The organism is Micromonospora sp. WMMD967, from assembly GCF_029626165.1.
Lineage (GTDB): Bacteria > Actinomycetota > Actinomycetes > Mycobacteriales > Micromonosporaceae > Micromonospora > Micromonospora taraxaci.
In genome coordinates this window covers 5,670,865-5,683,497 of record NZ_JARUBK010000001.1, presented here as the reverse complement: position 1 = coordinate 5,683,497, position 12,633 = coordinate 5,670,865, and the positions used below count along the sequence as shown (strand labels likewise).

Below are 12,633 nucleotides of genomic sequence, written 5' to 3'. Positions count from 1 at the left end.
AGTTTCCGTTCTCGCGTAACGGAAACTGTCCAAGATCTCTGCGGATCTGCGTTGGGGTGCTGCGATCAGCCGACTCGGTCAGCCCACCACCGACCGCAGCGGCACTCGCGCGTCGCGCAGCGCGCGTACCAGATCCTTCGCGAAGGGATGTTCGTCGGCCTGGAGTCCCTGCGGGTTCGGGATCACGACGTACGCCGAACCGTCCTTCGCGGACGCCATCGCGTCGGTGGTGAAGCGTTCGACGATCGCCTGTGCGCGCGGCAGGTCCGCCGCCGCCACCTCGACGGTGATCGGTCGCCAGCCACCGCCCAGGTCCGGCGTCACCGGCGCGGCGGCGGCGCTGGCGCGCGCCGCGTCGACGCCGGCCGTGCGCCGGGCGTCCGGCGTCGCGCCCGCCGGGTAGAGCAGCGCGTTGGCCACCAGGTGCAGACCATTCTCGTTGTACGCCCGGAAGAGCGGGTTGAACGCGAACAGCACCGCCCGACCAGCCCCGGTCGGCTCGTCCACCACCGCTGCCGTGCCCTTGAGGGTGTCCGCGCCGACGGTGTAGCCGTTGGCCCAGAACGTGTCACCCGTCGGGTAGGTGAGCACGTTCGTCCCGGTGGTGCTCGGCGTGAGGATCGGGTCGCTGTTGTTGAACTCGAAGTCCTCAACCGGGCGACCCGACGCCACCGGGCTTGAGGTGTCCACATCGACCCGCAGGTGCGAGCCGATCACCAGGTAGTCGGCGGGCTTGGTCTTCTCGGTGGTCGAGGTGAGGCCGGCCGCGCGGGCCAACCGGGTGCCCTCGTTGCGCAGCCCGACGTAGGTGTGGCCCTGGGCGATCCACTCGCGCAGGTTGGCCTGGCCGGTGGCGGTCAGACCGCCGGTCGGGTTGCTGCCGTCCGGCACCACCAGCACGGTACGCCCGGTGAACGCGGCGGTGTTGTCGTTGATGTCGGCGGTGGTGACCGGCTTCAGGTCCAGCCCCCAGCGCTTGCCGAGCACGTAGCGTGCCTCGCCGTGGGAGCCCGACGTGGTGGAGATGCCGGTGCCCTGGAAGAGCCCGACGTCGGGCAGGTCGAGGCGGGTGCCGGTCGGTCGGCCGGCCGGCGTGAGCGTCACCCCGAGCGACCTGGCCAACTCGTCGACGGTACGGCTCACGGTGGTCGCCGGGATGGCGACCCGGCTGCTCGCGAGGTCACGGACCAGCGGGACACCGCGGCCGAGCAGGGTGAAGGTGAACTCGGCGGCGGCAGCCGAGTCCATCGGGTACGTGTACGAGCCCCACGGCCACGCCGCGCCGGTGCGACCACCGGTGATCTTCCGGACCAGCTCCGCGTTCGGCTTGACGGTGTCGCCCGTGTAGAGGGCCGAGACGCCCATCAGCAGGGGGTTGCTCCAGGACGACACGTCGTAGAAGTACGGGAACGGCACGTACGGGTCCTCGCCCATGACGGCCTGGATCCAGTGCTTCTGCGGCTGGTCCATCGGGATCCAGTACGCCCCCTTGGGCACCGTCACGTTCGTGGCGCTGCGCCCACCGAAGACCCGCGCCGTGGGCACGCGGGTAGGTTTGCGCACCTCGTACACGTCGACGTCCATCCGGCGAAGTCGCTCGACCAGTTGGCGGACGTCGGCGAGCTGCCGGTCGGGCAGCAGGAAGTACGAGCGGATCGTGATGTCCGGCACCGGGAACTGGACCTCGTTGGTGGGTTGCACCACCTCGTTCGGCTCCAGGGTGCCCGCCCGGCCCTGGGCGAGCGCATCGGTCCAGATGTCGTAGTACCCGTCCAACACCTCGCGCTTGTTGGCGGCGGCCCAACCGAGCGTCGACCACTGGGTGTGGAACTGCTGCTGCACACGGTCGGCCACCGCCGAGGCGCTGCCCTTCTCGTACGTCATGCCGGCCGCCCCGAAGCCGGTGGTCGGCACGGTGTCGCCGTACCCCATGAAGAACATGTCGTACGTGTCGTAGTTGAAGTAGCACTCGGTGGTGACGGTGTCGTCGCAGGCGCCGTTGAAGCCGAAGCCGGCCTTGTTGGCCTCGCCGATCCGGTTGATCCAGTCCACCGCCTCGCCGGCGATCTCGTGGTGGATCGGGTCGGCGTTGGGTGGGAAGAAGTACTGCCGGCCGCCCATCTCGTGCGCGTCCACGAACACCTGCGGCGGGTAGCGGCGCAGCAGTTCGAGCTTGCCGTCGGTCTCCTGCTGGGTGCGGGCGAACCAGTCCCGGTTCATGTCGAAGCCGAACTCGTTCTGCCGCCGCGTCGCATCGCGGCCGTCCGGGTTCTGGGTGGGGACGATGATGGTGACCAGGTTGTCGTTGCGCCGTGCGACATCGCAGGACAGACCCGCCGCCAACTCGTACAGCGTCTTGAGCGCCGCGTCGGTGCCGCTCTTCTCACCACCGTGCACGTTGGCGGTGACCCAGACGATGGCCGGGCTGTCCTTCGCCGTCCGGGCGGCCGTCCGCGCGTCGGTCCGGCGCGGGTCTCGCAGGTCCCGTACGTCGTCGGCAATCTTCCGCAGCGCGGCGGGCCGTACGTTGCGCTCGTTGGACACCACCGCGTACGGCAGCGGCTGGCCGAGGACGCTGGTGGCCATCACCCCGGTGACGACCCGGTTGGAGGCGCTGTCGACGGCCCCGAGGTAGGTGCGGACCTCGTCGTTGGTGACGACCCGCTCCTGCCCCGCGCCGAGGGGGAAGCCGAACACCGCCTCCGGGCTCGGCACGGTGCCCAGCCGTGCGGTCGGGTCACTGCTGCACCGTGAAGGCGGTGCGGCGCTCGCCGCGGACGTGCCGCTGACCAGGGGAGTCATGCCGAGCAGAAGCGCGACGGTGGCCGCACCCGCCAGCCGTTTCGCAGGGGCCGTGCAGAACGGACGCGACGATGAGGGCATGTCTCGGGTTCCCTTCTGGGGAAGAGCCTCGCAGTGGCCGGAGCCTATGAACAGTGGATACGACGGTCAAGGCCTGATCGACTCCGCCGACTGTCCGGGATGCCGTAGCGACGACGGGCTGGCAGGATGTGAGTGTTGTCGATGCCTGGAAGGTGGAGACGTTGACGGAGATGATCACACTCTCGGTTCGTCCAGATTCCTCCTCCGCCGACGCTCGGCGATCCCTGGCGTCCTGGCTACGCGCCGATGCCCGGCTCCGCGACGCGGTCACCACCACGGCCGTGGACGGGACGTCGACCGACGGCGCCGACGTGCTGCGGCTGGCGGTCGGCGGCGCGGGCGCCGCCATGGTGCTGGTGCAGGCGATCGCCGACTGGCTGAGTAACCGTCGTGAGGACGTGACGGTCCAGCTCAGCCGTCCCGGCTGGTCGGCCGAGCTGGACGTGCACCAGGCTCGGGACATGGGCCAGGTGACCGCCCTCGTCGAGACGACGGTGCAGGCGGTCACCCCCGAAGAGGGAAGGCTCCCTTGATCACGTGATGAGGGGGTCCGGAGACCTGGTCCGCGTCACCTGATCAAGGGAGCCCGGGAGGAGTACGGCTACCAGGTGGTCAGGCCGAGGTCGATCGTCCTGGTCAGCGTGGCGTTGTCGTCGTCGCCGTCGAGCGACCAGACCATCGCGCCACCCAGGCCGGCCCGCCGGATGTAGAGCGTCTTCTGCAACACGACAGCCGGGTCGTCGTACGTCCACACTGTCGTACCGTCGAACAACCAGGCGTGCCCGGCGCGGAGGTCGCGGTGCACGGTGAACCCGTTGCCGGCCAAGGTCTTGAGCTTCTTGTAGTCCTCGTTGCCGGCCTCGAAGGTGGCCGGCGCGGGCCCGGTGGCCGGCTGGAAGAGACCGTTGCCGCCGCCGGTGATGCCGGTCCAGCCGCGACCGTAGTACGGGATGCCGAGCACCAGCTTGTCGCGGGGCGCGCCACGGGCGATCCACCCGTCGACGGCGACCTCGACGGAGAAGTCCGGGTTGTCCGGCGCGCCGGTCGGCACGCGCAGCGCGGACTGCTGGTTGGCCTTCGCGTCCCAGCCGCCGTGGAAGTCGTACCCCTGCACGGTGGCGAAGTCCAGGTACTTGAAGATCTTGCGGCCCTCGTAGCCGGCGTCCATGGTCGCCGGGTTGGCCGGCAGGAAGGCGGTCAGCGGGTGGTGGGTGCGGCTCTTGCGCCCGTGGGCGTCGAGTTGCCGGCGGAACTCCGCGAGCAGCTTGGTGAAGTTCTCCCGGTCCTCCGGGCGGATCACGTTGCCCGGCTCACCGTCCCAGTTGGGCCACTCCCAGTCGAGGTCGATGCCGTCGAAGACACCGGCCCCGGCGCCCGGGCTGCCGGGAAGGTTGCCCTTGAGGTAGAGGTCGATGCAGGACGCGACGAACGCCTTGCGGGAGGCGTCGGTGCGGGCGGCGTTCGAGAAGTACGTCGACCAGCTCCAGCCGCCCAGCGAGATCAGCACCTGGAGCTTCGGGTGCTTGGCCTTGAGCTTGGCGAGCTGGTTGAAGTTGCCGTTGAGGGCCTGGCCCGGTGCGTCGGCGACGCCGTCCACGCTCTCCTCGGCGGGAACCGGTCGTTGGTAGTCGGCCCAGGCGTCGCCCTCGCCCGGCCCGCCGTCGATGTAGCAGCGACCGTCCTCGCTGACGTTGCCGAACGCGTAGTTGATGTGGGTGAGACGGCTCGCCGCTCCGGACGTGTCGAGCTTCTTTACGGGGAACGCCCGGCCGTAGATGCCCCACTGGGTGAAGTAGCCGACCCGGTGGTAGCCGGTGCGGTGCCGGTTGGCGTCACCCGCGGTCGCGGCGGCGGGCGGGGCGGCGGTGATCAGCAGGGTCGCCAGTGTGACGACGGCGGTGAGACGGCGGTGGCGGAATGGTCGCATCGGCACACTCCCACGAGGCGTCAAGCAGAATAGTAAAGAGACTTATCTGATTGATGAAGTTAAGCCGGTGACCGTCCACGGTCAAGAGCCGTCCAGCCACATGGGGGATTGTGACGTCGTTACCGGGTGGTAACGATGTTGTGCCATGGACTCCGCCCTGACTCTGATCGGACTGCCCATCGCCCTCGGCGTCATCATGCTCGGTCTGGGTCTCGGACTGACCATCGCCGACTTCCGCCGGGTGGCCCAGCACCCGCGAGCCGCCGTCATCGCCCTGGTGTGTCAGGTGCTGGTGCTGCCGGCGCTCTGCTTCTGCCTCGTCCTCGCGTTCGACCTGGCACCTGAACTGGCCGTCGGCATGATGCTGCTGGCCGCCTCGCCGGGCGGCACGACGGCCAACCTCTACAGTCACCTGTTCGGTGGGCACGTGGCCCTGAACATCACCCTGACCGCCATCAACTCGGTGCTCGCCGTGTTCACACTGCCGGTCCTGGTCAACCTGTCGGCGGCCTACTTCCTGCCCGACGGGCGAAGCCTCGGACTCCAGTTCGACAAGGTGGTGCAGGTCTTCGCCATCGTGCTCGTCCCGGTCGCGATCGGCATGCTGATCCGCGCCCGGCTGCCACACGTCGCCGAGCGCCTGAACCGTCCGGTCCGGATCCTCTCCGTCGTGGTGCTCGTCGCCGTCATCGCCGGCGCGGTGCTCGGCGAACGGGAGAACATCGCCGACTACTTCGTCGCGGTGGGCCTGGCGGTGCTCGCGTTCAACCTGCTGAGCCTCGCCATCGGGTACGGGGTGCCGCGACTCGCCGGAGTCGACCGGAGCGCCGCGACGGCCGCCGGATTCGAGATCGGCATCCACAACAGCACGCTGGCCATCACCATCGCGCTCAGCCCGGCGCTGCTCGACAGCACCCAGATGGCGATCCCCGGAGCCGTCTACGGCATCGTCATGTTCTTCACCGCCGCGGCCTTCGGTTACCTGGTGACCCGCGTCCGCACCCGGTCCGCCGCGACGTCGACACCCTGACGGGCGTGGTGCCGGCCCGTTCGCCGTACGGCGACCGGGCCGGCCGCTCAGCCGATCTGGCTGTTGTCCTTGAGCGAGCCCCAGCCGTGCCAACGGTCGATCTCGATCAGGGCGCTGACCCGGCCACGATCACGCCGGGGGTACGCGTTGCCGGTGTAGTGCTTGGCCAACCGGTCGATGTCCGTGAAGTCCTCGTCGGCGCGCAGTTCGGCGACGTGCCCGATGATGCTGACATGGGTGTACCAGCCGGCCTCGTCCAGGACGGTGAGCGACACCCGCGGGTCGTTGCGGACGTGCTCCAACCGACGACGGCTCTCGTCCATGTTCACCAGGATCCGACCGTCTTCCCACAGGTACCAGGTGGCGGCGGACACCGGCTGACCACCGTTGCGAAGCGTGGTCATGACGGCCGGGTTCGGCTTGCGCAGCATCTCGACCGCGGCCTCGGGAAGCGGTGGCTTGGACATGAGGTCTCCTCGTGGCGACAACGTTTACCCCTGCACGTTACGCATCCGCAGGCACCAGCACGGTGGTACGCGCGGAAACCTCGCGCGGTCAGCCGAGCCAGCGGCCGTCCCGCATGAGGACGCGTCCCTTCAGCTCGTTCGCCTCGCGCCAGGCCTGGATGCGCTGCGGTCGGATCAGAAAATACTGGTAGGGCTCGTCGAGAACGCTCGGGTCGAAGCCGGTCTTGGTCGCGAACGCGTCACCCGTCTGAGGGCCGAGGTCGGCGATGTCCACCGGCTCAGCGATGCCGTCGACGATGACGACGTCGCGCGTCGGCCCGAGGCTGAGTCGTACCCGGCCATCCGCCACCAGGTTGCGGCCGGTGACCGAGGCGCGCGGCGTCGAGACGAGGAAGGCGGTCCCGTCCCAGAGGAACGACAGTGGAATGAGGTGTACGCCCCCGGGGGAACCCGCCGTCGCGACCCAGAGGTCGACGTCGCTCTCCAGTCTGGCGCGAGTGTCCCGAAGTCTCTGCTCAAGCCCGCGCGGCGGAACGTCCGTCATGCTTCCTCCGGTCACTTCGCGGGTGGCGGATGGCGATGGATGTCATGGTGATCACGCTAGGTGCGGCCCGGCGACCGGCGCTTCTCGATTTCTGACGATCTTGCCAGGGGTACCGCGTGTGCGTCCGCGTTCGCCCCCGACGAAGATGTGGTCATGAGCAAACCCGCACTGCCCAGGCGTGTCGTCGTCACCGGTGCCGCCGGAAAGCTCGGCCGCGCCGTCGTCACCCACCTACGCGCGGTCGGCGTCGACGTGCTGGCCGTGGACCGCGCCGGCGGCCGCGACCCCCGCGACGTGGACGGCGAGTTCCTGCTGGTCGACCTGACCGACTACGGGCAGGTGGTGGAGGCGTTCACCGGGGGCGCCGACGAACACGCGGGTGGCGTCGACGCGGTCGTGCACCTGGCGGCGGTCCCGGCCCCCGGGCTGATGTCGAACGCGACCACGTTCGCCAACAACTCGGCCGCCACGTACAACGTGTTCGCCGCCGCCCGGGCGGCCGGGATCAAGCGGGTCGTCTGGGCGTCCAGCGAGACGGTGCTCGGGCTGCCGTTCGACACCCCACCGCCGTACGCGCCGCTCGACGAGGAGTACGCGCCGCGCCCCGAGTCGACATACTCCCTGAACAAGGCACTCGAGGAGGAGATGGCCCGGCACTTCTGCCGCTGGGACCCGGAGCTGGTCATGGTGGGCCTGCGCTTCTCCAACGTGATGGACGTCGAGGACTACGCCCCGTTCCCCTCGTTCGACGCCGACCCTCAGCTGCGCCGGTGGAACCTGTGGGGCTACATCGACGCCCGCGACGGCGCGCAGGCGGTCGAGCGGGCACTCGCCCACGACCAGCCCGGCGCCGACGTGTTCGTCATCGCCAACGCCGACACCGTGATGAGCAGGTCCAGCGCCAGCCTGATGGCCGAGGTCTACCCGGGTGTCGAGATCCGCAAGGACCTCGGCGAGCACGAGACCCTGCTCAGCATCGACAAGGCGCGACGGGTGCTCGGTTACGAGCCGCGGCACTCATGGCGAGACCACGTGTAGGCCGGAGTCAGCGCGCCGCCTGGTACGCGCGGCCGACGGCGGTCGCCTCGCTGCCGGTGCGGAACAGCCCGGTCTGGTCCTTGTCCGTGGCGGGCAGGCCGAACCACGCGTACCGCTGTAGCCAGGACAGGCCACCGAGCATCTTCGTCGCCGCGGTGAGGAACGCGGCCTGCTGTGCCTGGGTCGGGAAGCGGACGCCGTTGGAGAAGTCGATCAGGGCGAACTCGGTGAGCCAGATCGGCAGCCCGTAACGGTCGTGCACGCCCTGGAGGTACGACTTGAGCTGGTTGACCGCGTTGGCGGTGGTGAAGTCGCCGCCGTACCAGTGCAGGGCGATGAAGTCGACGCGGTAGCCGCGCTGCTTCGCGCCGGCCATGAAGCGGTCGAGCCACTCGCCGGGCCGGTCACCGCCCCAGGCCACCGCCGGGCTGCCCAGCGGAAGGCCGGTGGCCTGCAACTGCGGCCACAGGTCCAGCGCCTGCTCCACGGTCATCTCGGCCTGGCCCTTCAGGTCCGGCTCGTTGAACCCGAGCAGGTACCTGCCGTTCTGCTTGGCCTGCTGGAGGTTGGCGGCGGTGACGCTTTTCGCGCCCCAGATCATCGGGACGAACTCGGTGCCCTGCGGGCTGGTGACGCCCTGGTGCTTCACGTCCCAGGTGTAGTACCAACTCGCGCCGGAGTTCGCCAGCGCCTGGTTGACCCCGTCGAAGGTCCACACCCCGACGCCCTTGCGCTTCGAGGTCACCGTCGGTGCCGCCGGGGCGACCGGGCGTCCGGTCGTCGGCTTCGCCGACGGCGTCGCCGAGGGGGTCACCGCCGTCGGGCTCGTCGTGGCGGCGGGCGTGGTCGCGGTGGGAGTGCCGGGCTCCGGGTCGGTGGAAGGCGGGGCGTCGACCGCCTGCGTCGCGGCCGGGGCGGGCGTCGGCCCGGTCGGTTGCAACACGACGATCACACCACTGACCAGTACGGCGACCGCGGCGGCCACGACGAGCGGCCACAGCAGACGCCGCGCACCTGTCGGGAGGCGGCCGAGCAACCCGCGTCGGGGGTCCGCGTGGACACCTCGACCGCCCCTCGCGGCGTCCGCTTCTCCCGGGCCGGTTGCGCGCATCGTCTCGACTCCTTCGTGTGCTCGCATCGCTACTCGATGCCGCGTCGGTGGGGGAATCCCGCCAACGCCCCACATCAGGAGACTCGCCAGCCGTACCCGGATAACAGTTTCGCCGAAACCGCGGCGGCGCCGTGCAGGCGTGCCCACTGGAGATCAGTAATAAGCCCCGAAAATGGTCCGAAAATGGATAATATCCTCATGGTGAACAGGCGGGACCGGTCGGCGAGGAGGCCCGGAGCTATGGCAGCGGGGCAGGTCGCCGAGCACCGTCAGCACGTCGGCGTGCCCGTGTCGGCGGCTCTGGCCGGCTGAGCGGCCCCGCCGTCCGTGTCGACGCGTGCCGTGTTCCGGGGGCTCGGGGACAGCAAGAGCCCGAACTCGGCGACCGTCCTGGAACTGCTGTTCGACATCGTCTACGTCTTCGCGCTCGCCCGCCTCGCCGGGCGGGTCGCGGACGACCTCACCATCGTCCGGCACACGCTGCTGTCCGAGGCGGGCCAGACGGTCCTCTTCTTCACGGCGATGTGGATGATCTGGTCGCTCAACGCGCTGCTGTCCAGCACCTACGACCCTCGCCGTCCCGAACTCCAGGCCTTCCTGCTGGCGACGATGTTCGGCACGCTGGTGCTGGCGGTCTCCCTGCCGCAGGCATTCGGGCAGCGCGGCGTCGTCTTCGCCTGCACCTACGTGATCATCCAGGTCGGTCGACCGCTCTTCCTCACGTTCGCCCTGCGGGGTCACCCGGCGCAGGGGTTCTCGATCCGGATCCTGACCTGGCACCTGGCCTCGGGTGTGCTCTGGATCAGCGGTGGCATCAGCGGCGGTCTCGGTCGGGGCGTCTTCTGGACTCTCGCGCTCGCCATCGAGCTGATCGGCGCCGCCATCACCTACCCTGTGCCCCGCGTGGGCGGGCGGCAGCTCAACTCGCTGGGCGTCAGGGTCTCGCAGACGCATCTCGCCGAGCGCTACAACCAGTTCTTCATGATCGCGCTCGCCGAGGTGGTGCTCGAAGCCGGTGCCGCGGTCAGCTTCCCGGGCTTCTCCCGAGACGGGACCATCACCCTCGTCGCCTCGTTCGTCACGGTCGTCGCGTTCTGGCGGATCTACTTCTACCACGTCAGTTCCGGTCCCGCCTCGACCTCCAGCGGGGAGGGGATCAACCTGTCCCGGTGGGCGAGCTACAGCCTGCTGCTCATCGTCGGCGGGATCATCTGCACCGCCGTCGGCTTCGGGCAGATCATCGAGGACCCCCACCCGCCGATCGACTGGGCCCTGGTGACCATCGTCTTCGGTGGCCCGGTGCTGTTCCTGATCGGCCGCAGCTTCCTGGAGAAGGAGAGCCGGCTCGCGCCGCGGTGCCGGGCGCTCTATCTCGGCGTGGTGGCACTGGTTGTGGGTGCGCTGCCCATGGTATTGCTTCCGCCGGTCGCCGTGGCGGCCACCGTGTCGGTGATCCTGGCCGGCATCACCGTGTTGGACCAGCGAGCCCACAAGCGTCGGTCGGAGACCAACCCGACGTTGTGACGGTCGCTTGCGGACCGCCGACCCCCCACGTAGGGTCGTCGGCACGCCGTCGAGCCGGGAGGAGGTCAGAACAATGTCCGATGTTCTGCGCCCCCTCCGCGCTCCGGCGTCCGCGCGGATCTGACCGGGGCGTTCGCTTCCCGAAGGACCACGCCATGACAGATCTGGTCATCCGTCCGCTCGTCGCGGGCGAGGAACACGTGTTCGATTCCATGCCCGACCCGCTGCCACAGCTCCGCCAGGTCACCTACGCCGACGGGGTCGCCGGCGGCGGCTACCGGCCCGAGACCACCTGGGTCGCACTGCGCGCCGACCGGGTGGTCGGCCGGGCCGCCTGGCTCCTCCCACCGGGCGCCATCGGCGCACCCTGGCTGGACCGGTTCGATCTGGACGCCGAGCCGGAGGTGGGCGCCGCGCTGCTGCGCGCCGCCCACGAGGCACTCGGCGGTCCCGGTCTGTACTACGCCGCCCTGCCGGCGCACTGGCGGCGTCGACCCGAGGTGCTGGCCGTGGTGCGGGCACCGATGGCCGCCGCCCAGCTCGCCGGGCTGGTCGAGCGGGAGGAACGGATCCGGTGCTCCTGGACCGGCACACCGCTGCCGGCGTCCTCCGGGCGCTACGACTTCCGTACCCCCGCCGACACGGCGGAGATCAACGCCCTGGTCGCCCGGATCGCCGAGCCGGACGTGGTGACCGGCGTCGAGACCGCACGGGTGGTCAGCGGCATCGACCTGGCCACCGACCCCCTCGGTTGGTTGGGGGACGCGGTGCGGGGATGGCGGGTCGCGTCGGAGGCTGGCCGACCTGTGGGCCTGGTCGGCACCGCCGGGGACGCCTGCTACCCGCTGCTCGCCTATCTCGGCCTGCTCGACGAGGCGGCCCGGCCCGAACTGCTGGCCGAGGCGGTCCGGGTGCTCGTCGCCGGAGGTGCACGGGAGGTCATCGCCGACGTCGATGCGCACCGGGTGGCGGTGCTGGCGGAGCTGGAACGGACCGGGTTCCGGCAGTTGCGCACCCGGGTGACCTTCGCGCCGCCCACCTCCTCCGAATAGCCGGGCGGGGGTGCGCCCTGTCACCGGGGGCGTACCCCTCAGCCGGCGACGACCGCCGCCAGTGCCACCATCTGCCCATGCCGGAAATCCTCGCGCTCGTCGTCGGAGGACTGGCGCTGGTCGTGGTGGCCGTCGCCGGCCTCTGGCTCTGGCCGGTACGTCGCCCTGGCCGTCGCCTCGCGCCCGCGCAGCCACTCGACTTCGACACCGCCGTCCGTGCCGCCGAGGCCCACGTCGCGGACGAGACCACGGACCCGCAGATCCGTCCAGAGTCGCGAAGCCGTCTGCTCAGCCACGGCTCCCGTACCGACCGGGCCGTCCTGCTCCTGCACGGATACACCCTCGCGCCGGAGCAGTACGACGACCTGGCCCGGGAGTTCTTCGACAGGGGCTACAACGTCTGGGTGCCGCGGGCCCCGCAGCACGGAACCGTCGACCGGCAGGCCCACCACCGGGTCGAGGCCGAGGAGCTGACGGCGTACGCCGCGCAGGCATGGGCGATCGCGGCGGCCCTGGGCGACGAAGTCGGCGTCGTGGGGATCTCCGGCGGTGCCGTGCTCGCCACCTGGTTGGCCCAGGTGCCCGGCGCGGCCGTACGCCGCCTGCTGGTGCTGTCGCCGTTCTTCGGTCCCAGTCCGCGACAGGCGCCGGCCTACGCGGTCAGACCCCTCATCCTGCTGTACGGGCGTCGCGTCCTTCGGGACCGGGTCACGTCGCGCGGGTACTCCCTCGCCGCCGTCACCCAGTACCTGTCGATCGCCCGAATGCTGCCGCGCCCGCCTCGACGCACCGGCCTGCGAAGCGTGGCGGTGGTGATCAGCCCGCTCGACGGCGTGGTGGATCTCGAAGCGGCAGTCGACGTGCCACGCCGCATCGCCGACGCGAACGCGGTACCGCTGCGGGTCTGCGCTCTGCCCGAGGCGCTGGGCGTCGCACACAACACCCTCAACCTCGGTGCCGACGGGGACGGGTGGCGGCGGCGGTACGTCGCGCTCTACGAAGGTGCGACGGCTCCGGCGACGGACGTGCCGCTCAGTCGGTGACGCCGTCGCCGGAG

General features: G+C 70.2%; 11 protein-coding genes. 6 read left to right on the top strand and 5 right to left on the bottom strand.

Annotation, left to right across the window (positions count from 1 at the left end; genetic code table 11):
* Positions 1–78: 78 nt before the first annotated feature.
* The gene (locus O7631_RS25595) at positions 79–2,883 is read right to left on the bottom strand and encodes a M14 family zinc carboxypeptidase (protein WP_278146601.1); all 2,805 of its coding nucleotides are present in this window, start codon (positions 2,881–2,883) and stop codon (positions 79–81) included.
* A 128-nt stretch (positions 2,884–3,011) separates the two neighbouring features.
* Here O7631_RS25595 and O7631_RS25590 point away from each other — a divergent pair, with 128 nt between their 5' ends.
* Positions 3,012–3,416: a hypothetical protein gene (locus tag O7631_RS25590; protein ID WP_278146600.1), complete on the top strand. Its 405-nt coding sequence runs from the start codon at positions 3,012–3,014 to the stop codon at positions 3,414–3,416.
* A gap of 68 nt (positions 3,417–3,484) precedes the next feature.
* Here the strand turns inward: O7631_RS25590 and O7631_RS25585 are convergent, their stop codons facing one another.
* Complete coding sequence (locus tag O7631_RS25585; RefSeq protein ID WP_278146599.1) at positions 3,485–4,810, bottom strand: glycoside hydrolase family 18 protein; 1,326 nt, start codon at positions 4,808–4,810, stop codon at positions 3,485–3,487.
* A 145-nt stretch (positions 4,811–4,955) separates the two neighbouring features.
* Between O7631_RS25585 and O7631_RS25580 the strand changes: the two genes are divergently transcribed.
* Entirely contained in the window at positions 4,956–5,840 is an 885-nt protein-coding gene (locus tag O7631_RS25580) for a bile acid:sodium symporter family protein (protein ID WP_269679465.1), read from the top strand.
* 47 nt (positions 5,841–5,887) lie between these two features.
* On the opposite strand, the gene O7631_RS25575 is transcribed toward O7631_RS25580, so the two are convergent.
* Together O7631_RS25575 and O7631_RS25570 are read right to left on the bottom strand one after the other, a co-directional pair.
* The gene (locus O7631_RS25575; protein WP_269679464.1) at positions 5,888–6,307 is read right to left on the bottom strand and encodes a PPOX class F420-dependent oxidoreductase; all 420 of its coding nucleotides are present in this window, start codon (positions 6,305–6,307) and stop codon (positions 5,888–5,890) included.
* Positions 6,308–6,395: 88 nt separating this feature from the next.
* A complete protein-coding gene (locus O7631_RS25570) occupies positions 6,396–6,851 on the bottom strand; it encodes a pyridoxamine 5'-phosphate oxidase family protein (protein WP_278146598.1) in 456 nt (151 codons plus the stop codon).
* 153 nt (positions 6,852–7,004) lie between these two features.
* Here O7631_RS25570 and O7631_RS25565 point away from each other — a divergent pair, with 153 nt between their 5' ends.
* Positions 7,005–7,889, top strand: a complete 885-nt coding sequence (locus O7631_RS25565; protein ID WP_278146597.1) for an NAD(P)-dependent oxidoreductase — start codon at positions 7,005–7,007, stop codon at positions 7,887–7,889.
* A gap of 7 nt (positions 7,890–7,896) precedes the next feature.
* On the opposite strand, the gene O7631_RS25560 is transcribed toward O7631_RS25565, so the two are convergent.
* Positions 7,897–9,000 (bottom strand): glycoside hydrolase family protein, encoded by a 1,104-nt coding sequence (locus O7631_RS25560; protein ID WP_278146596.1) that lies wholly within the window; start codon positions 8,998–9,000, stop codon positions 7,897–7,899.
* A gap of 327 nt (positions 9,001–9,327) precedes the next feature.
* Between O7631_RS25560 and O7631_RS25555 the strand changes: the two genes are divergently transcribed.
* From O7631_RS25555 to O7631_RS25545, 3 genes are all read left to right on the top strand, one after another.
* Positions 9,328–10,524 carry a low temperature requirement protein A gene (locus O7631_RS25555; protein ID WP_278146595.1) on the top strand — a complete coding sequence of 399 codons (1,197 nt, stop codon included), beginning with the start codon at positions 9,328–9,330 and terminating at the stop codon, positions 10,522–10,524.
* 155 nt (positions 10,525–10,679) lie between these two features.
* Positions 10,680–11,576, top strand: a complete 897-nt coding sequence (locus O7631_RS25550) for an acetyltransferase (RefSeq protein ID WP_278146594.1) — start codon at positions 10,680–10,682, stop codon at positions 11,574–11,576.
* A 77-nt stretch (positions 11,577–11,653) separates the two neighbouring features.
* A complete protein-coding gene (locus O7631_RS25545) occupies positions 11,654–12,619 on the top strand; it encodes an alpha/beta fold hydrolase (protein WP_278146593.1) in 966 nt (321 codons plus the stop codon).
* Positions 12,620–12,633: the final 14 nt, after the last annotated feature.